The organism is Allorhizocola rhizosphaerae (genome assembly GCF_003426775.1).
Classification (GTDB): Bacteria; Actinomycetota; Actinomycetes; order Mycobacteriales; family Micromonosporaceae; genus Allorhizocola; species Allorhizocola rhizosphaerae.
This window is the reverse complement of record NZ_QJUG01000089.1, coordinates 1-21,407: the sequence shown is the minus strand read 5'-3', so window position 1 is coordinate 21,407 and position 21,407 is coordinate 1. Positions and strand designations below refer to the sequence as shown.

Here is a 21,407-nt window from a genome sequence, read left to right as displayed (position 1 = left end):
ACACATCGTCCCCGGCGATGGCGGCGACATCACTGTGGTTCGAACCCTCGGGGGCGGTCAGCGATCGTGCCCGCCTGGCTGCCGGGCGAAGCGGTCGGTGGCCGCGATCAGCAGTTCGGTCCCGGCCGGGCCGCCCACGCCGTGCCCGACCCCGCCGATCAGATGCAATTGCGCGTCAGGCCAAGCCTGCGCGAGGTGCCAGGCGAACTCGGGCGGGCTGCTGATGTCAAGCCGCCCGTGCACCAGCAGGCCCGGGATGCCGGCCAGCCGGTGCGCGTCGCGCAGCAGCTGACCCTCGTCCAGCCACGCCGCATGCGACCAGTAATGCGTCACCAGCCGCGCGAAAGCCATGCGGAACACCGGATCCGCATATCTCAGGTCGGTCTTGCCCTCGCCGTGGATGTCCACATGCGCGTCTTCCCAAGTGCACCAGTCGATTGCGGCCTTCTCGCGCACGGTCGGATCGGGGTCGTGCAGCAGTCGGCTGTAGGCGGCCGCCAGGTCACCGTCGCGTTCGGACAGTGGCACGCCATCGCGGAACCGTTGCCACTGCTCGGGAAACAGCCGCCCGACGTCGCGAGTCACCCACCGCACCTCGCGCCGGCTGGTGCCGACCACGCTGAACAACACGATCTCGCCCACCCTCGCCGGATGCGCCTGCGCATAGGCCAGGCCCAGCGTCGAACCCCACGAGCCACCGAACACCAGCCATCGGTCGATGCCGTGATGCGTGCGCAGCAGTTCGATGTCGCGGATCAGGTGGTGTGTGGTGTTGGTGGACAGATCGATGCCGGGTTCGCTCGCGTGTGGCGTGCTGCGCCCGCAGCCCCGCTGGTCGAACAGCACGACCCGATAGGCGTCGGGGTCGAAGAACCGGCGCCAGTATGGCGAGGCTCCCGAGCCGGGCCCGCCGTGCAGCACGACGGCCGGCTTGCCGCGCGGGTTGCCGCACACCTCCCAATAAACGCGATGCCCGTCGCCCACGTCGAGCATGCCGTGCTCGTACGGCTCAATGCCTGGATAAGTCAATGGTTTCCCTCCGCCGCCGCGCCCGTCGATCATGAGGTTAGCGTGACGACACGCCGTGGAGCATGGACACAATTTCATGATCGACGGGAAGGGGCGAAGCACGGGGATGGTGGGGTTGGTCCTGTCGCCTTTGCCAAGCGGACCTCACCGGGAGGAAAACAGGTCTACTTCCGAGTTAGCGGGTGGTGAGGTTGCGCCAGCCGATGATGCCGGCGCGGAGGGCATCGGCGATGTAGCGCGCCTCTGCCTCGGTGTCATAGTCGCGTGTGGTCGACTTCGCGGCGACGCGGTGCTCCACCTGGAAGCGCCCGCTCGCGGGGTCGTGGCGGATGAAGACCTCCTGTCTCGGGGTCGTCTGCGCGCCGTCGTGCCACCAGTGCTCTATCAACTCCACCACGAAAGCTTATCGAACGCCTGTGCTAACTTGTCAATCGCATCGCAGGTGCCGAGCGTTCATTTATCGACGGTCCATTTTAGGCCCCATCGACGGAATCTGACGCGACACGCCGGACGATATGGGGCCGCTTTCGATCACCGGACACAACATGTAGTGTCTGCGGAGGATTCGCCAAGTGTTGCGCAACGATCGACGCACCTTGGCTCACGTGAGGCCGCGGCGGGACGGTCCACGGTGGACAGCGCGCTCGAGGCGCTGCTTTGCCGTGCCCTCGTTCCGCCCCTAAACCGTAGGGGGACGCACTTTGACCAGCACCATCGAAGCACCGACCGGGCCGGACACTGCCCCGCTCGAGGCCGCGATCGCGCACGCCGCAAGGGACCTGCCCGACGTCGACCCGGGCGCGCTCGCCGGTGGCGTGTGGCCCGGCGCGACAGAGGCCGACCTGCGGATGCGGGCGATCGAGACCGCTGCGGCAATGGTCGTGGAGGAGCCGTCATACAGCCGTCTCGCCGCGCGGCTGCTGAGCGTGCACATCGCCGAGGAGGCCGCGACGCAGGGCGTGGTGTCGTTCGCCGACGCGGTCCGGGCCGGGCACGACCTCGGGCTCCTCGCCGACGACCTGGCCGGGTTCGTCGCGGTGAACTCCGGTGCCCTGGACGACCTGATCGACCCGGACGCCGACGGACGCTTCGAGTACTTCGGCCTGCGGACCGTCTATGACCGGTACCTCCTAAGACATCCCCTGACAAGAAAGGTGCTTGAGACGCCGCAGCACTTCCTGCTGCGCGTGGCGTGCGGGCTCATGGGCGAGGTGGGCAGCGCCGGCACGAGCGGCGTGACCCTGCCCGGCAGCGTGGCCGGTGTGGCCGAGCTTTACCGCGTGCTCAGCCGGCTGGCCTACCTTCCGTCGTCGCCGACGCTGTTCAACGCGGGCGCCCGCCGGCCCCAGCTGTCGAGCTGTTTCCTGCTCGACTCGCCGCGCGACGAGCTCGACTCCATTTACGAGCGGTACGCCCAGATCGCGCGACTGTCCAAATACGCCGGTGGGATTGGAGTGTCGTGGTCGCGCATCCGCTCCCGCGGCTCGCTGATCCGGGGCACCAACGGCCTGTCCAACGGGATCGTGCCGTGGTTGCGCACGCTCGACGCGAGCGTCGCGGCGGTCAACCAGGGCGGCAGACGCAAGGGCGCGGCCTGCGTGTACCTGGAGACCTGGCACGCCGACATCGACGAGTTCCTGCAGCTGCGCGACGGCACGGGCGAGGAGTCGCGCCGCACGCACAACCTGCACCTGGCCAACTGGGTGCCCGACGAGTTCATGCGCCGGGTGGAGGCCGACTCGACGTGGTCGCTGTTCGACCCGAAGGACGTGCCGGAGTTCGTCGACCTGTGGGGCGACGCGTTCGACTCCGCCTATCGCGCGGCCGAGTCGCGGGGCTTGGCGGTCAAGACCGTGAACGCTCGCGAGCTTTATGGGCGCATGATGCGTACCCTCGCTCAAACTGGAAACGGCTGGATGACGTTCAAGGATGCGGCCAACCGCACGTCCAACCAGACGGCCCGCCCGGAGAACACCATCCACCTGTCCAACCTGTGCACCGAGATTCTTGAGGTGACCAGCGACGACGAGACGGCCGTGTGCAATCTCGGCTCCATCAACCTCGCCGCGCATGTGGTTGACAAAAACGTCGACTGGACCGGCCTGCGCGACACCGTGCGCACGGCGGTGCGCGTGCTGGACCGCACGATCGACCTTTCCTACTATCCAACGGGCCAGGCGGCCGGGGCCAACAACAAGTGGCGGCCGATCGGGCTGGGCGTGATGGGCCTCGCCGACGTGTTCTTCGCGCTCGGGCTCGACTTCGATTCGCCTGAGGCGCTTGCGCTTTCGACCCGGATCGCGGAGGAGATCGCGCTCGCGGCCTACGACACGAGCGCCGATCTGGCGTCGGAGAGGAGCGCACATCCGTCCTATGCGGACACTCGCACCGCGCAGGGCGTGCTGCACCTGGACCACTGGGCCGACGCCGCACCGACCCGCCCCGACGCGTGGGCCGCGCTGCGCGAAAAGGTCGCACGCACCGGGCTGCGCAACTCGCTGCTCATCGCGATCGCTCCAACCGCGACGATCGCCTCGATCGCCGGGTGCGCCGAGTGCATCGAGCCGCCCGTGGCCAACGTGTTCAAGCGCGAGACGCTGTCGGGCGAGTTCCTTCAGGTCAACAGATATCTGGTGGAGGAGCTCAAGGCGCGCGGGCTCTGGTCGGCGTCGCTGCGGGAGCGCATCGTGCGGGCCGAGGGCTCGATCGCGGGCATCGCGGAGATCCCGGCCGAGCTGCGCTCGCGCTTCCGCACGGCATGGGAGCTGCCGCAGCGCGCACTCATCGACCTGGCCGCGGCGCGAGCGCCCTATGTGGACCAGTCGCAGTCGCTCAACCTGTTCATGGCCGCGCCCGAGATCGGCAAGCTCTCGTCGATGTACGCCTATGCCTGGCGCAAGGGCCTGAAGACGACGTATTACCTGCGCTCGCGGCCCGCCACCGCGATCGCGAAGACCACCGTGGCACCATCACTCATCCAACTGGATGTCGAGAACCCCGAGATTTGCGAGGCGTGCCAATGAGTTTGCTCGACCCTGGGCTGGATCTCACTCTCCGGCCCATGCGCTACCCCGACTTCTACGAACGCTATCGCGCGGCCATCCGCAACACGTGGACCGTTGAGGAGGTCGACCTCGGTAACGACCTGCCCGATCTGGCCACGCTGTCGCCGGGCGAGCGGCACCTGGTCAACCGGCTGGTCGCCTTCTTCGCCACCGGCGACACGATCGTGGCCAACAACCTGGTGCTGAATCTGTACCGACACATCAACGCCCCGGAGGCCAGGCTCTATCTCAGCCGGCAGCTTTTCGAGGAGGCCGTCCACGTCCAGTTCTATCTGACGCTTTTGGACACCTACCTGCCCGACGATGCCGAGCGCGCCAAGGCTTTCGACGCGGTGGAGAACATCCCGTCGATCGCGGCCAAGGCGCAGTTCTGCTTCCGCTGGATCGACTCGGTGTTCGACCTGCCGCAGCTGTCCTCTTTGGAGGATCGGCGCAAATTCCTGCTCAACCTGATCTGCTTCGCCGCGTGCATCGAGGGCCTGTTCTTCTACGGGGCCTTTGCCTATGTGTACTGGCTGCGCTCTCGCGGCCTGCTCGACGGCTTGGCCACCGGGACCAACTGGGTGTTCCGCGACGAGTCGATGCACATGGATTTCGCGTTCGCAGTCGTCGATGTGGTGCGGGCCGAGGAGCCCGCGCTGTTCGACGAGGACATGGGCAAGGCGGTCACGCTGATGCTCGAAGAGGCGGTCGAGACGGAGCTCGCGTTCGCCGAGGACCTGTGCGGCGCCGGGCTGCCCGGCATGACAACCGGTGACATGCGCGAATACCTGCAGTATGTAGCCGATCAGCGCCTGGCCCGGCTCGGGCTGCCGGCCCGCTACGGCTCGCGCAACCCGTTCCCGTTCATGGCTTTGCAGGATGTGCAGGAGCTCGCCAACTTCTTCGAGCGCCGGGTGACCGCCTATCAGGTGGCCGTCGGCGGCTCGGTCTCGCTGGACGAGGACTTCTAGAGCCGACCGCTAGAGCCCGAGGGCGCGGAGCGCATCGCTGCCGAAGCGCTCACCGATGTCCTTCACCGCGGCCGATTTGGCGACGGATCGGCCGCGGGGCGGGCACACCTATCCCGTCTCGTCGGCGCGCAGGCGCCGCAAGTGCCCCTCGGAGCACGTGATCAGGATCTCGCCACCGGACGTGAACATGCTCAGCCGCCCGTCGTCCTCGTAATGCCGGTACACGGAATCGATTGGCATGCGAACTGCGCCATCTCCTCAGGCTACCGAAACGCACGGCTCAGCGAGCACGTATCATCACGGCCAGGCCGTCGAGGATCCGCGCCAACCCGAACTCGAACAGCGTGTCCAGGTCGAGCTCGAAGCCCGACTCGTCGATCTGGCGCATGAAGTCGGCGAACGCGGACGAGCCGGGGAGCTCCATCAGCGCGCCCTCCTGCGTCTGCATCCACTCATCGCTGTCCATGCCCGTGTCGCGCTCGGCGATCGCCTCCGGCTCAAGGCTCATCGCCAACCCGCGCACATAGGCGAACAGCATCACGTGGATGTGCAACAGCTTCCCCGCGTCCATGCGAAACGGGGCAAGGGTTTGCAGCACCCAATCGGTGTAGACGAGCGCGCTCGGCGCCAGCTGTGGCCGGGTCAGCGACATGACGGGTGCCAGCCACGGACGCCGCCGGAACAACGCCCACAGGGCGCGCGTCGACAGCTCCAGCCGCCGGCGCCAGCCGCGCGGGCGCTTGTCGGGCAGGCGAAGGCCGCTCGCGAACGCCGCGTCAATCATGAAGACCACGAGCTCGTCCTTGCTGCGCACGTGGCGATACAACGACATGGTGGACGCGTCGAGGTCCATGCGCTGGCCTATTGGTTGCACCACCGTGGTTTCCAGCCCACCGTCGTCGAGACCGCACCCGGCATCCGGCCCGGCGGGCACGCCGTCGACCTGCGCGGTGTGGCGCGCGAGGTCGTCGAGCGGATGGGCATCATGCCCCGGGTGCGCGAGCTCTCCGTGGACGAGCGCGGCTTCGCCAACGTCGACCGCCACGGGCGAATCAGGTCGCGCCTGCCCGCGGACGCGTTCGGCGGCGAGGGCATCGTGGCCGAGATCGAGATCATGCGGGGCGATCTCAGCGGGATCCTCTACGAGGCGACGAAATCCTTTACCGAGTACCGCTTCGGCGACCGCAACCTCGACAACTGGTTCCTCATGTTCAACGCGCCGGGCGGGCGGTGCGCCGGAATCCGGCCCGAGCGCGGCGGCACGGCCAAGGCGTCGCTGAGCTTCGCGACCCCGCCGCTGGCCTACGACCGGCGTGATGTCGCGCAGCAGCAGGCGATCCTGCGCGAGGCCTTCGCGGGTGTGGGTTGGATAGTCCCGTCGCTGCTCGACTCGATGGCGGGCGCGCCCGATTTCTACTTCGACTCCGTGTGCCAGGTCCACATTGGACAGTGGTCGCGCGGCGGGTCGGGCTCATCGGCGACGCGGCCTATTGCGGGTCTCCGCTGACCGGTCTCGGCACGAGCACGTCGCTCGTCGGTGCCTATGTGCTCGCGGGCGAGCTCGCTAAGCCTTGCGGCGCAGGGGCCGGTGGGGATGAGTCAGGCGGACCCCACCCTCCGGGGTCGAAGGGTTCTATCGTGGCCAAGCCGTCTGGCTGCCTGCTCGATGCGGCGGCGCGGGACCTGGATGGCGCCCGGGTGTGCGTTCTGCCATCCGGTGTTCCCTTGGTTGACCAGCCTGGACGAGCTGGTCCACGAATCCGCCCGGCTGATCGCCCAACGCCGCGACGCTGACCTCGACAGCTGGGTCAAGCAGGTCCGCGAAGCCGGGCGATCAGAGCTGGAGCCGTTTCTCACCGGGCGGGAGGCCCGGCCCCGGTCGGGGACGAACCGGGCCGGGCGGCGGGCACCGTTTGACAGGCGCCCTTGGGAGGTTATTGAGAAGGGTCAGGTGGTGGCGAGGGCTTCGGTGGGTGCCAGCCGGGCGGCCCGGATGGCGGGATAGAGCCCTGCGATGGCGCCGATGACAAGTGTGGCGGCGATACCTCCCGTGCTTGCCCAGGCGGGCACGATAGTGGGCCATTGCTGGGTGGTGGAGTACACCCCGGTCACGATGACGCCGAGGCCGACGCCGCCGGCTCCGCCCAGCGCCGACAGCAGCAGCGCCTCGGCGAGGAATTGGGTGCGGATCTGGCCGCGAGTGGCACCCAGCGATCGGCGTAGCCCGATTTCGGAGCGGCGCTCCAGCACGGAGATGACCATTGTGTTGGCCACGCCGACCCCGCCGACGAGCAACGCAACCGCGCCGAGACCGAGCAGCAGGCCGGTGAAAGCCCGGTCGGTGGCCTGCCGGGCGGCCAGCGCGTCCGACGGCCGGGAAACCTTGACCTCGTTGGGCGCCTTCGGGTTCGCGGTCTGCGCGAGCACGTTGCGGACCGCTTCGACCTGAGAGTCATCGGTTCTGGCGTAGACGGTGGTCGGGTGACCGTCGAAGCCGAGGTAGGTTTCGGCCGCCTGCCAGCCCACCAGTACCGCCGAGTCCAGTTCGGGTGCCAGCGGTGCCTTGTCCAGCAGGCCGATTACCGTGAACCACTTGCTGCCCACGTAGATTTGAACGTTGATCCCGGCTGCACCGATACCGAGGCGTTTGGCGGTGTCCGCGCCGAGTACGGCGGCCGGATATCGGGCGGTGGCCAGGTTGAGCCAGGTGCCGTTGGCCATGGTGGCGCTGACGGTGTCCGGCAGATTCAGATGGGCGGCGCGCACCGAGATTCCACCGGACTGCGCGGATGGGATCTTGTCGTTGCGGTACACCTTGACCTCCGACACGGTGCCGATCGCGGCGACCTGAGTGACCGGCCCGATCCTTGAGATCATTTCCACCGACTCGTTGGGAAGAGTGGCGTCCTCCCCGAACAGGCCTTGGCCGGGCGTGACGGTAAGCAGGTTGGTGCCCAGCGTGGCGAGCTGGCGGTCCAGCTCTGCCCGGCTGGATGAGGAGATACCCACCACGGCGATCATCGCGGCGATGCCGATCGCGATGCCGAGCGCGGACAGGAACGCGCGCAGCGGACGGGTCCGCAGACCCGATCCACCCACACGTACCACATCGGCCGGGCGCATGCGGGCCGGAGCGAGAACACTCATGAGATCACCTGGCCGTCGAGCATGGACACCTGCCGGGGCAGGCTTTCGGCGATCTGGCGGTCGTGGGTGATGACCAGGATCGTCGTTCCGGCCTGGTGCAGCTCGTCCAGTAGCCGCATCACGCCGGCGCCGGAGGCGGAGTCAAGGTTGCCAGTCGGTTCATCGGCCAGCAGGAGTGGCGGTTCACCGACGACTGCGCGAGCGATGGCCACCCGCTGTTTCTCCCCACCGGACAGCTCGTTGGGGCGATGGCTCAGCCGTGCGGCAAGGCCAACCCGTTGCAGAGCGGTTTCGGCTCTGCGCCGCCGCTCGGCCAAGCCGGCTCCGGTGTAGAGCAGGCCGTCGGCGACGTTGTCCAACGCGTTCTGCCCCGGCGCGAGGTGGAACTGCTGGAATACGAACCCGATCCGGGTCGCCCGCAGCGCCGACAGCTGCCGGTCGGACAGCTTGGCGACATCATGGCCGTCGATGCGTACGCGTCCCGACGACGGCCGGTCCAGGGTGCCGATCAGATGCAGCATCGTCGACTTCCCCGACCCTGACGGGCCGACGATCGCGGCCATCTCGCCGTAGCCGACGGTCAGGCTGACCCCGCGCACGGCGGTGACCCCACCGGGATAAGTCTTGGTGACTTCCTCCAGCTGCACCACCGGCTGCTCACCGGGCGCATCCGATACGTCGGTCCACTCGATCACGCTCATCAAGCTGCTCATGAGGGGACTCCCACGGTGATGCCCTCGGCCAGGCCGTCGCCGGATACTTCCACACGTCCGCTGGCGAACAGTCCGGTGGTGACCGCGATGATCCGGGTACTGGAACCCTCCACGATCTGCACCCCGTACCCGCCCTCGGACAGCGCCAGCAGCGCCGCGACCGGCACCGTCAGCACGTCTTTGCGTTCCTCGGCGGTGAAGCCGACCTTCACCGACGCCTGATCCAGCTCCTTGACCGCGTTCTGGTCCTCGACGGTGACCGTGACCTCGATCTTGGTCTCGGAATCACCGCCACCGTCACCGAGCTCGATCACCGTCCGGGTATTGGTGATTCTGCCGGTGACAGGCTTGCTGTTGGGCAGAGTCACCTGCACTGTGGTGTCTTTTTTGGCCAGCCTCTGGTCGGCCACGGCGAGGTCGACGGTGACCACCCGGGTGGTACCGGAGTACGTGAGAATGGCGCCACCGGGCTGTACCGCCCCGCCGACCGACGCCGAGTGGGCGTCGATGCGCACCCGGTCGGCCGCGTAGACCACCCGGCCCAGGTCGACCGCGCCCGTCTCATCCAGGCCGAGGTCTTCCTGCCACTTCTTGACCGCAGACACAGTGGACGAGGAGTATTTCTCGTCCACTGTGAATCCGGTATAGCCCAGTGCGGCCAGGTTCTGCTCGAACTGCTTGACGTCCTCGCCTTCGGCGTTCGCGGTCAGCGCCCGGTAAGCCGGTAGCGGACCATACAGCAGGACCACCGGCTTGTTGTCGAGCCGGTAAAGCTCTTCGCCCCGGCTGACCACCGTGCCGGCGTCCGGCAATCGTGTCACCGTGCCACCGGCACGCGCCGACGCCGTAGCGGTGGCACCGTAGCTGAGCTTGCCGGTTTCGGTCTGCGTGTCAACGAGGGTCTGCCTGGTGACGGTCGCGGTCGCCGGTGGCATGGCGCCCTTGGTTTCGCCCCCGCCATCGCCCGACCAACCCAAGCCGGTGGCGGCCACTGTAGCGGCCCCGACGACGAGCACCGCCGTGGTCGCGACCGCCACCCGGACCAACACCCGGCGCGGACGCCGTTGGGTGCTGCTCATCACCGGCTCCCCGCAGTTTGCGGCTGGCTCATGTACTGCTTGCACTTTTCGAAGGCGGCCTTGAACTCCGGCGATTCCGGATTGATGTCTCGGGGCACCGGCTGGTTGCCTCCCCCGGCGGACGGATCCGGGAAGTTGGACAGGCCGTTGTCACGCATGCATTGGGCGAACTTGCGCATCTGCTCAACGTCTTCAGCGCCGCGTTGCGGCGCGTCGCCCCCGTTGGGCAGGTACTGCTTGCACTTCTCCTGCGCCTGTTGAATCTGCTTCGGGTCCGCGCCTTCGGGGGCGATGACTCGCGCCGGCCCGCCATCCCTGGAGCCGCCAGTGTCCGGCTGAGGATCGGGCCAGTTCTTGATTCCGTTGTCGCGCATGCATTGCGCGAACTTGAACGCATCCCCCTGGCCGGCCGTCCCAGAACTCGCCGGCGAAGCCGCGCCTCCGACCGTCGCGACACGGTTGCCGTCGTCCTTGGGGGCGCACGCGGCGAGTGCCACTACGAGCCCCAGCAACAGCACGATGCCGGAACGTTGCTTTCGTTGATTCATGCACTAAACCTGCTCGCCCAGCGGCGATCCGCGCGTCTACCGAGCGATCCGTCCTGGGGTCTACCGCACGATAGACCCCGCGCGGCTCGAGTCCATCGCACCATAGACGTGGCCCGACGGCGTCCAGCCGTAAACTAGCGGAACCATGACCGATGCCAGCACAAACACGCTAAAGCTGACGGACTCGATCCGGTTGGCCTGGAGGCGTTGGGGCTGGCTTCAGGATGGGTTGCTGGCGGCCGGCCTGATCGGGCTATGTGTACTGGTCAACTCGCCCCATGCGCTCGTCGGCAGGTTGGCGATCTCCGCTGACAAGCACCGCGAGGATGCCGTGCTGTGGTGGATCGCCACCGCCTTCATCGCCGCCGCCGTGGCGCTGCGGCGCCGATGGCCGATGCCGATGCTGGCCGTGTGCACGGCAGCCACGGGCGTGCATTTGACCATGGGCGCGGTCTTCACCGTCATCGATCTGGGCGTGGCCGTGCTGCTCTACACCGTTGCCGTGCGCTATAGCCGAGCGGCATCGCTTACTTTGCTGGCGCTACAACTGGTGCTGGTCACCGGTTGGAGCGTATTCGCCGCGGTGTCCGGCAAACCCGTTCCGGGCCTGCCGGACCTTATACCTTCGGCCGTTGCACCGGGCGCACAAGTGGGATCCCCAGCCGCGCGGCACACCCGCAGCGTCGCCGAAAGCGCCTGGACCGGCACCCTCGTACTCGGCTCCATCCTGGTGGCATCGTGGGCCACGGGTTTCAGCAACCGCAGCCGCCGGGCCTACCTCGATGAACTGCACGCCCGCGCCGAAGACCTGGAACGGCAACGGGATCAGCAGGCACAACTCGCGGCAGCCGCCGAACGCGCGCGGATCACCCGCGAACTGCACGACGTCGTCGCACACGGGCTATCCGTCATGGTGACCCAGGCGCAAGGGGCCGAAGCGATCCTCGACATCCGCCCCGCCGACACCCGCACCGCCCTCACAGCGATCATCAAGACTGGTCGCGACTCGCTCGCCGACATGCGCCGGGCACTGGCCAACGATCACAGCGGCACAGGCAGCGGCACAGACGCGTGGCACCCTCAGCCTGGGCTGGACCGGCTGCCCACGCTCGTTTCTCAGGTAACCGCGGCGGGTACCCTGGTGCGGCTGCACATCAACGGTAAGCCGGCAGTCCTACCGTCGGCCGTGGACCTATCGGCGTACCGCCTCGTCCAGGAGGCCCTCACCAACACCATGAAACACGCCGGCCCCCGTGCCGAAGCCGAAGTTACAATCACCTACTACGACACCGGCCTGGACATCCGAGTCAGCGACAACGGACGCGGCGCCGCCGGAGGCGACGGCCGCGGCAACGGGCTGCGCGGCATGCACGAACGCGTGCGCCTGCTCGGCGGCCGGCTGACCACCGGACCAGCGGCAGACGGCGACGGATTCACCGTGTCCGCCGTCTTCCCTCTCTCAGGATCCGACGCATGATCCGGGTGCTGCTCGCCGACGACCAAGCTTTGGTACGGACCGGGTTCCGCATGATTCTGGACAGCGCGCAGGACATGCGAGTCGTCGGTGAAGCCGACGACGGGCAGCTAGCCGTCGCCATGACCCTTGAGCTGCAACCGGACGTTGTGCTCATGGATATCCGCATGCCCGACGTCGACGGCGTCGAGGCAACCCGCCGCATATGCTCCGGCGACACCGGCATCGCCACCCGCGTGCTCATCCTGACCACCTTCGACCTCGACGAGTACGTTTACGCCGCCATCCAAGCCGGCGCCAGCGGCTTCCTGCTCAAAGACACCCTCGCCGCGGATCTGCTGTCGGCCATCCGCGTCGTGGCCCGCGGCGACGCCGTCGTCGCGCCTACCGTCACCCGCCGCCTCCTCGAGCGCTACATAGGACTCGGGAACCCACCCATCACTCCCGCATCCCGCCTCGACACCCTCACCGAGCGGGAACGTGAGGTCCTCACCCTCATCGCAGGCGGCCTCACCAACGCCGAGATCGCTGCCCGCCTCTACCTCGGTGAAGGCACCGTCAAGACACACGTTCACCGCATCCTGGCCAAACTTGAGCTACGCGACCGGGTACAAGCCGTCGTCTACGCCTACGAAAGCGGCCTCGTCCGCGCCGGAGCCGCCGAAGAACCCTGACCAGGATAGTGATCCTCGCGGACGAAAACGCGCTCCTTGCCGCGCCGTTTCCACATCGCGCACACCACGGTCGCGCCACCGCGAGCATGACGTGGATGGCTCGGCCGGTCGTACCGCTAGGCGTTGGACAGTTGCGGGCCGAATCGGGGGTTGGCTTTGCGCCACTGCATGTAGTGGGCGTTGCGGGCGGCAGACTCCTCGTAGGCCGCGATGGCATGGGAGAGCATGACATCGGCGAAACCGGCGGCGTGGCTGCGCGGGTGCCACCCGAGCAGGTGCCGCCAGCGCAGCGGCCCGCCCGCGATGGGCACGGTGACGATGCCGTCGACCCGGCGGAGCGTGGCCTTGCACAAACCGACGGCGTGCCCGGCATACACGGCGTCGAGCGCGTTGCCCATGTCCATCTCGTGCATGGTGCGCGGGGTGAACCCGGCACGGGCGCACGCCGCCGCGAAGCACTCGCCGAAGCAGCCGTCGCCCGGCATGACGGCCCACTCCGCGTCGGCCAGGTCCGCCAGATCGACCTCCCAGCGCGCGGCCAGTGGATGGCTCTCGGGCAGCATGACGAAGACGGCGTCCACCGCTATCTCGCGCCACATCAGGCCGTCGCCGGGCGTGCCCGGTACGGTATCGCCGCAAACCCCGACGATGCAGTAGTCGAGTTTGCCGGCGGTGGTCAGCTCGGAGAGCTGATCCGCCCAGTGTGACGGGTGGGTCAGCACCTCCAGGTTTTCGTCCTCCGCGGTGAGCCGGGACATCAGGCCGCCGAGGATCGGTCCGTTGACCGCGCCGATGCGCCACTGGTTGGCCTTGGCGCGGCTGCCCATCAACTGCGCCGCGTCCTCTTGGAGGCCCTTCATCGCGGGCAGCACGACCCGGGCACGGGCGAGCACGAGCTCGCCCAGCGCGGTCGGCGAGGCGCCGCGGCGGCCCCGCTCGAACAGGGGCCCGCCCAGCGCCCGCTCGATGCGCTGCAATTGTGCGGTCACGGCGGGCTGGGCCAGCCCGAGCAGCGACGCGGCCTTCGTCACGCTGCCGGTGTCGGCGATCGCGCAGACCACCCGCAGATGGCGGATCTCCAGGTTCATAACCCTCCAGTCCCCCGAAGGATTCGACCACGGGAAAATTTCGCATATTTTACGTCTTGAATCGCTGCACGTCACGGCGTGTACACAGGGTGCCCGCGTCCTGACCGGCCGCTTCCAGATCACATCTATACATCGCTACGCATCTCTTTTATCCTCACACCACAACACGGAGAGGAGAGGCGATGATTCGCCACGCAGGTAAGCGCTTCGCCAGAACAATGGCGATCGCGCTGTTAGTCACCGCGGCCACAGCCGCCTTCACTGCGGTACCGGCAGCTGCCCAGGACGGCCAGATCCGCGCCGTCGGCACGGACCGGGTCGTGCCCGACAGCTATCTGGTCATCCTGAAGTCCGATGTGGACGCCGATGCGACACAGACTCAACTGCTGCAGCGGTTTGGCGGCAAGGCCGGGCACACGTATCGTGCCGCGCTCAAGGGCTTCGAACTCAACGCGAGCGAGGCGGTGGCCAAGCGGATCGCGGCCCACCCGGCCGTGGACTACGTCCAGCGCAACGGCATCTACACCATCCAGGACACGCAGACCCCCACGCCGTCCTGGGGCCTGGACCGCATCGACCAGAACGACCTCCCGCTCAACAACAGCTACACGTACCCCAACACCGCGTCGAACGTGAAAATCTACGTCATTGACACGGGTATCCGGATCACGCACACCGATTTCGGCGGCCGCGCGACGTGGGGCCACAACGCGGTCGACAGCAACAACACCGACTGCCACGGGCACGGCACGCACGTGGCCGGCACGGCCGGCGGCACGTCGTACGGCGTGGCCAAGGCGGCCGCACTGGTCGCGGTGAAGGTGCTCAACTGCCAGGGCTCCGGAACCACGGCACAGGTTGTCGCGGGCATCAACTGGGTCACCAGCGACCACCAGGCGGGCGTCGCGGCCGTGGCCAACATGAGCCTCGGCGGCGGCGTGGACACGGCCATCGACAACGCGGTGTCGAACTCCATTTCGGACGGTGTCACGTACGCGATCGCGGCGGGCAACAGCAACGCCAACGCGTGCAACTTCTCCCCGGCCCGCGTCCCGGCGGCCATCACGCTCGGTGCGAGCGAGAGAACCGACGCGCGGGCTTCGTACTCCAACTTCGGGACGTGCCTGGACCTGTTCGCCCCCGGCAGCGGCATCACGTCGGCCTGGGCCACCGGTGACTCGGCCACCAACACGATCAGCGGCACGTCGATGGCCTCGCCGCACGCGGCCGGCGCGGCGGCGCTCATCCTGTCGGCCAACCCGGGCTGGACGCCACAGCAGGTGCGCGACGCCATGGTCGCCAGCGCCACGCCGGGCAAGATTACGAACCCGGGCTCGGGCTCGCCCAACCTGCTGCTCAAGGTCGGCGCGGCCCAGCCGCCCACGCAGGACTTCTCCATCTCGGTGTCGCCCGCGTCCGGCACGATCGCGGCGGGCAGCTCGGGAACCACCACGGTCAACACGGCCACCACGGTGGGCGCGCCGCAGACGGTCAACCTCAGCGCGAGCGGGCTTCCCGCCGGAGTGAGCGCGTTCTTCAGCCCGTCGAGCGTGACGTCGGGCAACTCGTCGACGCTGACGCTCACGGTCGCGAGCAGCACGGCCAATGGCACCTATCCGATCACCATTACGGGTACCGGGACGAGCGGCACGAAGACGACAACCTTCACGCTCACGACCACGGGCGGGCCGGCCGAGCTGTGCACGGGGACGAACGGCACCGACATGGCCATCCCCGACCCGGGCACCGTCAACAGCACGATCCCGCTGCCGAGCTGCGGCCGCAACGGCTCGGCGATGTCGAAGGTCGAGGTGCACATCATCCACCCCTACCGGGGCGATGTGCGCATCTACCTGATCGCGCCGGACGGCACGTCGTACCTGCTGAAGAATTGGAGTTTCTTTGACAGCGCGGACGACGTGCACGCCGTCTACACCGTGAACCTCTCGGGTGAGGCCGGTGCGGGCAACTGGCAACTGCGCGTGGACGACCTCTTCGGCACGGACGCGGGCCATCTCGACAGCTGGACCCTGACCCTCTGACGCACGCAATCCGAGCGCTACGTCTCTGCTCCGGCTACTGGGAGCAGAGACGTAGCGCCGCCAGGCCCGGTCAGGCGGGCTGGCCGTCGCGCAGATGAAGGTGCTCGGTTCGGCTTGGGGACAAGCTCGCGATGTGCGCGCTACACCGCGCAGGCCCAGGTGCTCTGGCGGTGAACGCGCTATGCCGGAAGGTGGACGGTGAAGCGGCAGCCGCCGCCCGCGTTTTCGACGGCGACGCGGCCGCCGTGGGCCTCGACGAGGCCGCGGACGATCGCCAGGCCGAGCCCGCCGCCGTCGCCGGGGGTGCGGGCCCTCATGCCGCGGAACGCCACTTCGAACACGCGCGGCAGGTCGGCCTCCGGGATGCCGCCGCACGTGTCGGCGACCGCGAACCAGCCGCCGTCGCGGTCCCGGCCACCGGTCACGGTCACGACTCCGTCGGACGGGGTGTAGCGGATCGCGTTGAGCAGGAGGTTGGCCACGACCCGGGAAAGCTCCGGCGCGCTCGCGGTCACCTGCGGCCACACCTCGGTGTGCGAAACCAGTTTGATGCCGCGCGCCTTGGCCACCGGCTCGGCCGCCGCGACCGCGTCGGACACGACATCGCCCAGCGCCACCGCGGTCGGAGTCAGTTGCAGCGCACCGGAATTGATGCGCGACAGCTCAAACAGGTCGTCGACGAGCGAGGCCATCCGGTCGGTCTCCGTCCTGATGCGACGGTGGTATTCGGCTACCGTCGCGCGGTCGCTGACGACCCCGTCTTCCAGGGCCTCGGCCATCGCTCGCATGCCGGCCAGCGGCGTGCGCAGGTCGTGCGACACCCACGCCACGAGGTCGCGCCGGCTCGCCTCGGCCAGTCGCTCCTTCTCCCGCGCGTCCTGCGCCCACATCGCGGCACGCGCCAGCCTGCGCCCCAGCCACCAAGCCATCAGGAGGCTGAGCCCGCCCGCGATCGGTACCACGATCAGGATGACGTTCAGATCGTGCGGCTCGATGAACATCTCGGCCGCGACCGCGAGAATGCCGGCGAGCACCGCGAGCACGGTCACGATCAGCAGCACGAGCACGTTGAGCGTGATCGAACGGCGCTGCAGCCGGTGCAGCACAACGGCTCCGGGCACCACCACGAGCAGCGACCCGCCCAGCGCGACGAGCAGCATCAGCGAGAGATCACGCACCATAGCGGTATCCCACCCCCCACACCGTGCGGATCCGTTGCGGGTTGGCCGGATCGCGCTCGATCTTCTCCCGCAACCGTCGCACGTGGACGGTCACGGTGGACTGGTCGCCGAACGTCCACCCCCACACCGCGCTGAGCAGATCGGCCCGGCGCAGCGCCACCCCGGGGTGGGACATGAGGTAGTACAGCAGGTCGAACTCGCGCACGGTCAGCGACAGCTCATGCCCGCTCAGCCGGGCCACCCGGCGGGCCGGGTCGACTTCGAGGTCGCCGTCGCGCAGCGGGGCGTCGACGGGCGCCGGCTGCACGCGCCGCAGCACCGATTGGGCCCGCAGCACCAGCTCCCGCGGCGAGAACGGCTTGGTGACGTAGTCGTCGGCGCCGAGCTGCAGGCCCACGATCCGGTCCATTTCCTCGCCGAGCGCCGTGAGCATGATGATGGGTACCAAATCATGGTTTTGCCTTATCCGGCGGCACACCTCGAGCCCGTCGACGCCGGGCAGCATCAGATCGAGGATCAGGAGATCGGGCCGGGTCCGCTCGTAGGTCTCCAGCGCGGAGTCGCCGTCGCCGGCGAGCGTGACCTGATATCCGGCGCGCTCCAGATAGCGCCGCACGACGTCGCTCACGGTCGGGTCGTCGTCGACCACGAGCACCTGCGTTCCCATGCTGATGAGACTACGTCGTAGAACCTTACGAGCGCCTTACAGAACGAGCGTGCCAACCGGCTCGCGTTTAATGTAGAGGCATGCGTAGGAAGGTTCTGCTGTCGGGCGCGATCGTGGTCGTGATCCTGGGCGGGTTCGGGCTCTACTGGTTCCAGCCGTGGAAGCTGTTCACGTCGAGCCGCATCGATGAGACCGCGCCCGCGGGCGCGACCACCGTCGCCTCGGGCACGCTGATCACCCACGAGCACGCGACTTCCGGCAGGGCCGAACTGATGAGCCTGCCCGACGGCCGGCATCAGCTGGTGCTCCGCGACCTGGCCACGTCAGACGGGCCTGACCTGCGCATCTGGCTGACCGATCAGCCGGTGGTGGACGGGCAGGCGGGCTGGAGCCTGTTCGACGATGGCAAATGGGTCGAGCTCGGCCGGCTCAAGGCCACGCACGGCACGCAGGTTTACGACGTGCCGCGGGGCACCGATGTCGTGCAATTCACGAGCGTGACCATCTGGTGCAGGCGGTTCGCGGTCTCGTTCGGCGCGGCTGACCTCAGCCAAAAGTAGCGTGCGTGACGGGCGGGCCGTTCAGTTCGAGGGCGACGATTTCGTTGCGGCCCGGCCGAAGCAGCGGCCACGGCACATAGAGCGCCTGTTGCGGACCGATCGTCCAATAGCGACCGAGCAGGAAGCCGTTGACCCACACGTATCCTTTGATGCCATTCACTTTGAGGTACGCGTCACACGGCTCGGTGATGTCGAGCCAGCCCCTGCTGAACGCGGGCCCGGTCGGGGACTCGTGTTGCCCCCACGGTAGGGCCGAGATGTCGTCGAGCTCCAAGGGCGTCGCGGTCCAACCGTGCACGAGTTGGTGGCTGTGCCTCACGCCGCCGACAATTCCCTTGCGCTCGCCCAAAAGCGGGCCGTAATTCGTCCGGCCCATCGACTCGACCAGAATCCCGCCGTCCACGATCCAGCTGTGGTCGGCCGCGTGGAAGTCCAGCTCCTTCACCGACGTCCCGTAGAGCACCAGCCCCTGCCCGAGCCCCAGCTCCTCAAACGAGAGCGGCACCGGGGAGTCCACTTTGGGCAGCGAGCGCATGAAGCCAAGCAGCCCCAGCGTTTCGGGCAGCTCGACGGTCGTGGACGCGAGCAACGGCCGTGTCTCGGGCACGTCCGCGGTGCCGCCCAACACCTCGCGGAAACGCCAGAACTTCTCCGTCGGCGCACCCCGCTCGTCGATGGGCGCGTCATAGTCGTACGACGTGATGTCGGGCTGCAGCTCGCCGGTGTGCAGCGGGTCGCCCCGGTTGGCGCCCGCCCACGTGCCGAAGTTGGTGCCGCCGTGGGCCATGTAGAGGTTCACCGACGCGCCCGCGTCGAGGATGCGCCGCAGCACGTCCGCCGCGTCGTCGGGGTCGCGCGTCACCTGTTCGCCACCCCAGTGGCTGAACCAGCCGCACCAGAACTCCATGCAGCACAACGGATCGCCGGGCCGGAACTCGCGCAGTGTCTTGAACGCTTCTTCCGGCTCGGAGCCGAAGTTCACCGTTGCCAGCACCCCGGGCAGCGTGCCGCCCCCGAGCATCAGCTCGGTCGGCCCGTCGGAGGTGAACAGTGGAACGTCGATGCCCCTCTTTTCCAGCCCCTCCTTCAAGAAGGTCAGGTAGGCGCGATCCGACCCGTAGGAACCGTATTCGTTTTCGACCTGGACCATGATGACGTTGCCGCCACGGGTGACCTGATGCCGCGCGATCTCCGGGATCAGCACGTCGAACCAGTCGTCCACGGCCTTCAGATAGGCCGGCGCGCTGCACCGCAACGGCCCTTCGAGCCACCACGGCAGGCCACCGTTGTCCCACTCGGCGCAGATGTATGGCCCGGGGCGCACGATCGCGTCGAGGCCCGCCTCGCGTGCGGCGGTCAGGAAGTCACCGAGCTGCTCAAGCCGCTCGAACCGGCCCCGGCGCGGCTCGTGCCAGTTCCACGGCACGTATGTCTCGACGGTGTTGAGGCCCATGGCGCGCAGCATCCCCAGCCGCTGCGGCCACTGCTGGGGCATGACCCGAAAGTAGTGCATCGCCCCCGATAACACGCGATGCTCCACCCCATCACGGACGAACCGACCCCCGACAATCTCGAATCCGCCCACGCCGCGCCACCGCCCACAGTAACCGTTTACTACCTTGCGCCGCACACACTACACGCCCACCTCCCCGATGTCACGAGCGCAGTCGGCGCCTGCGTGTGCTGTTTGCCGGCGCTGGTTCGCCACGGCGGGCAGGCAATCCCCGTCGATGTCGTCCGCCACCTGCCCGACGGCGCCTAAGTCCGGTCTGCCGACAGAGGCGAGTGGGGCTCCAGGTAGGCGGCTGCGGCCTTGGCGGCGCGTTCGGGGTCGCCCACGCAGATCGCGTCGACGAGGTCGCTGTGGTCCACATAGGACTCCGGGGTGAGCTCGGTGCCGATCGAGCCGTGCAGGCTGGCCAGCAGCGCGCCGTGGAACGAGGCGTAGAGCTCGGCGAGCATGCCGTTGTGCGCGGCCGCGACGATGGCCATGTGCAGCGCGGCATCGGCCGCCACGAAGGCCGAGGCGTTGCCGCTTGCCCAGGATTGCTCGCGGGCGGCGAGCGCGGACTGGAGGTCGTCGATGTCGGCGGGTGTGCGGCGCGACGCGGCCAGGCGGGCGGCCTCAACCTCGAACGCCCGGCGCACCTCGATCGACTCGGCGAGCTCGCATGCCTCAAGCCGGCGCGCCACATAGCCGGTCAGCTCGTGCCGCGCGGTCACATACGTCCCCGAGCCCTGCCTGCGCTCGAGCACGCCCGAGTGGACCAGCGCGCGCACGGCCTCGCGGATCGTGTTGCGCCCCACGCCCAGCGCCGCGACCAGGTCGGGCTCGGTCGGGATGCGCGTGCCCACCGGCCATTCGCCGGAGCTGATCTGTGCCCGCAGCTGTTCGATCACCTGCGGCACCAAGGCCTCCCGTTTAGGAGCGCGCAACGTCATAGTGTCCCTGCTTACAATCGCTTCTTCAATTCATCCCATGATTCTACGATGAGTCCGTGGCTCAGCCGGCGCTCGCCCCACCACCCATCGCAGAACCTCACGGCCGCGACTCGTCTCGCCTCGGCCACCCGCCCTCCGCGGTCAAGCGCAGGGCCACTTGGCCTCCTCTCGCGAGCCGCCCGGCCAAACCGCTGCTCAGTAGAACAGCGGCCCTGGTGCTCGGCGGAATCCTACTTGTGGCCCTCAATCTCCGCGCGGCGATCACCAGCCTCGGCGCTCTGCTGCCCGAGGTGCGCGGTGATCTCGGGCTGACCCCGACGGTCGCGGGCCTGGTCACGATGGTGCCCGCGCTCAGCTTCGCCGCGTTCGGCACGATCACCCCGTGGCTCGCGCGCCGATTCACTCACGCGCAGATCCTCATCGGCGCGATGGTCATGCTCGCGGGCGGGCAGGCGGCGCGGGTCATCACCGACTCTGCGGCGGTCTTCGTGATCACGAGCACCGCAGCCCTGGCCGGGATCGCCGTGGCCAACGTGCTGCTACCGGTCGTCGTGCGCGAGCACTTCCCGCACCGGGCGGGCCTGGTGACCGGCGTTTACACGATGAGCATGACGGTGGGCACGACGACCGCGGCCGCGGCGAGCGTGCCCATCGCGCACGCGTTCGGCGGCTGGCGGGCCGGGCTCGGGGTGTGGGCGCTGACGGCCGCGCTCGCCGCGCTGCCGTGGCTGGTGTCCCGGGGCGG

At 68.3% G+C, this 21,407-nt stretch carries 21 protein-coding genes; 8 read left to right on the top strand and 13 right to left on the bottom strand.

Annotated elements, in window-relative coordinates; all coding sequences use genetic code 11:
* Positions 1–57: 57 nt before the first annotated feature.
* On the bottom strand, positions 58–1,062 hold the full coding sequence (pip, locus tag DM816_RS20240) for a prolyl aminopeptidase (RefSeq protein WP_117211895.1): 1,005 nt from the start codon (positions 1,060–1,062) through the stop codon (positions 58–60).
* Between the two features lie 142 nt (positions 1,063–1,204).
* Complete coding sequence (locus DM816_RS20235) at positions 1,205–1,423, bottom strand: hypothetical protein (RefSeq protein WP_117211894.1); 219 nt, start codon at positions 1,421–1,423, stop codon at positions 1,205–1,207.
* Between the two features lie 307 nt (positions 1,424–1,730).
* Between DM816_RS20235 and DM816_RS20230 the strand changes: the two genes are divergently transcribed.
* On the top strand, positions 1,731–4,052 hold the full coding sequence (locus DM816_RS20230) for a ribonucleoside-diphosphate reductase subunit alpha (RefSeq protein WP_117211893.1): 2,322 nt from the start codon (positions 1,731–1,733) through the stop codon (positions 4,050–4,052).
* Positions 4,049–5,047, top strand: coding sequence for a ribonucleotide-diphosphate reductase subunit beta (locus tag DM816_RS20225; protein ID WP_117211892.1), 999 nt, complete (start codon positions 4,049–4,051; stop codon positions 5,045–5,047). The genes DM816_RS20230 and DM816_RS20225 overlap by 4 nt, the downstream gene beginning before the upstream one ends.
* Positions 5,048–5,155: 108 nt before the next feature.
* Here the strand turns inward: DM816_RS20225 and DM816_RS45295 are convergent, their stop codons facing one another.
* Both DM816_RS45295 and DM816_RS20220 read right to left on the bottom strand, forming a co-directional pair.
* Positions 5,156–5,287 (bottom strand): hypothetical protein, encoded by a 132-nt coding sequence (locus DM816_RS45295; protein ID WP_281274347.1) that lies wholly within the window; start codon positions 5,285–5,287, stop codon positions 5,156–5,158.
* A 40-nt stretch (positions 5,288–5,327) separates the two neighbouring features.
* Entirely contained in the window at positions 5,328–5,924 is a 597-nt protein-coding gene (locus tag DM816_RS20220) for a TetR/AcrR family transcriptional regulator C-terminal domain-containing protein (RefSeq protein ID WP_211588777.1), read from the bottom strand.
* Here DM816_RS20220 and DM816_RS20215 point away from each other — a divergent pair.
* The gene (locus tag DM816_RS20215) at positions 5,916–6,554 is read left to right on the top strand and encodes a Rossmann-fold NAD(P)-binding domain-containing protein (RefSeq protein ID WP_117211890.1); all 639 of its coding nucleotides are present in this window, start codon (positions 5,916–5,918) and stop codon (positions 6,552–6,554) included. The two genes, DM816_RS20220 and DM816_RS20215, sit on opposite strands and share 9 nt — an antisense overlap.
* 440 nt (positions 6,555–6,994) lie before the next feature.
* Here the strand turns inward: DM816_RS20215 and DM816_RS20205 are convergent, their stop codons facing one another.
* The 4 genes from DM816_RS20205 to DM816_RS20190 are packed head-to-tail and all read right to left on the bottom strand — an operon-like array spanning position 6,995 to position 10,534.
* The gene (locus DM816_RS20205; protein ID WP_117211888.1) at positions 6,995–8,194 is read right to left on the bottom strand and encodes an ABC transporter permease; all 1,200 of its coding nucleotides are present in this window, start codon (positions 8,192–8,194) and stop codon (positions 6,995–6,997) included.
* Entirely contained in the window at positions 8,191–8,895 is a 705-nt protein-coding gene (locus DM816_RS20200; protein ID WP_117211909.1) for an ABC transporter ATP-binding protein, read from the bottom strand. The genes DM816_RS20205 and DM816_RS20200 overlap by 4 nt, the downstream gene beginning before the upstream one ends.
* An 8-nt stretch (positions 8,896–8,903) precedes the next feature.
* Positions 8,904–9,986 carry a peptidoglycan-binding protein gene (locus DM816_RS20195; RefSeq protein ID WP_117211887.1) on the bottom strand — a complete coding sequence of 361 codons (1,083 nt, stop codon included), beginning with the start codon at positions 9,984–9,986 and terminating at the stop codon, positions 8,904–8,906.
* Positions 9,986–10,534 carry a hypothetical protein gene (locus tag DM816_RS20190; RefSeq protein ID WP_117211886.1) on the bottom strand — a complete coding sequence of 183 codons (549 nt, stop codon included), beginning with the start codon at positions 10,532–10,534 and terminating at the stop codon, positions 9,986–9,988. The genes DM816_RS20195 and DM816_RS20190 overlap by 1 nt, the downstream gene beginning before the upstream one ends.
* A 145-nt stretch (positions 10,535–10,679) precedes the next feature.
* Between DM816_RS20190 and DM816_RS20185 the strand changes: the two genes are divergently transcribed.
* A complete protein-coding gene (locus DM816_RS20185) occupies positions 10,680–12,011 on the top strand; it encodes a sensor histidine kinase (RefSeq protein WP_117211885.1) in 1,332 nt (443 codons plus the stop codon).
* A complete protein-coding gene (locus DM816_RS20180) occupies positions 12,008–12,682 on the top strand; it encodes a response regulator (protein WP_117211884.1) in 675 nt (224 codons plus the stop codon). Before DM816_RS20185 ends, DM816_RS20180 begins: the two co-directional genes overlap by 4 nt.
* 116 nt (positions 12,683–12,798) lie before the next feature.
* Here DM816_RS20180 and DM816_RS20175 read toward each other — a convergent pair whose 3' ends face one another.
* Positions 12,799–13,770 (bottom strand): LysR family transcriptional regulator, encoded by a 972-nt coding sequence (locus DM816_RS20175; RefSeq protein WP_117211883.1) that lies wholly within the window; start codon positions 13,768–13,770, stop codon positions 12,799–12,801.
* 182 nt (positions 13,771–13,952) lie between these two features.
* Here DM816_RS20175 and DM816_RS20170 point away from each other — a divergent pair, with 182 nt between their 5' ends.
* Entirely contained in the window at positions 13,953–15,812 is a 1,860-nt protein-coding gene (locus DM816_RS20170; protein ID WP_117211882.1) for a S8 family serine peptidase, read from the top strand.
* 179 nt (positions 15,813–15,991) lie between these two features.
* Here the strand turns inward: DM816_RS20170 and DM816_RS20165 are convergent, their stop codons facing one another.
* Entirely contained in the window at positions 15,992–16,990 is a 999-nt protein-coding gene (locus tag DM816_RS20165; protein ID WP_117211908.1) for a sensor histidine kinase, read from the bottom strand.
* Positions 16,983–17,660: a response regulator transcription factor gene (locus DM816_RS20160; protein WP_117211881.1), complete on the bottom strand. Its 678-nt coding sequence runs from the start codon at positions 17,658–17,660 to the stop codon at positions 16,983–16,985. The genes DM816_RS20165 and DM816_RS20160 overlap by 8 nt, the downstream gene beginning before the upstream one ends.
* An 80-nt stretch (positions 17,661–17,740) precedes the next feature.
* On the opposite strand from DM816_RS20160, the gene DM816_RS20155 reads away from it, so the two are divergent.
* The gene (locus DM816_RS20155) at positions 17,741–18,220 is read left to right on the top strand and encodes a DM13 domain-containing protein (protein WP_117211880.1); all 480 of its coding nucleotides are present in this window, start codon (positions 17,741–17,743) and stop codon (positions 18,218–18,220) included.
* On the opposite strand, the gene DM816_RS20150 is transcribed toward DM816_RS20155, so the two are convergent.
* Together DM816_RS20150 and DM816_RS20145 are read right to left on the bottom strand one after the other, a co-directional pair.
* Positions 18,207–19,805: a glycoside hydrolase family 35 protein gene (locus DM816_RS20150; protein ID WP_117211879.1), complete on the bottom strand. Its 1,599-nt coding sequence runs from the start codon at positions 19,803–19,805 to the stop codon at positions 18,207–18,209. The genes DM816_RS20155 and DM816_RS20150 overlap by 14 nt on opposite strands.
* A 173-nt stretch (positions 19,806–19,978) precedes the next feature.
* Positions 19,979–20,662, bottom strand: coding sequence for a FadR/GntR family transcriptional regulator (locus DM816_RS20145; RefSeq protein WP_117211878.1), 684 nt, complete (start codon positions 20,660–20,662; stop codon positions 19,979–19,981).
* A 191-nt stretch (positions 20,663–20,853) separates the two neighbouring features.
* Here DM816_RS20145 and DM816_RS20140 point away from each other — a divergent pair.
* A partial coding sequence (locus DM816_RS20140; RefSeq protein WP_117211907.1) for an MFS transporter occupies positions 20,854–21,407 on the top strand: 554 nt, incomplete at its 3' end.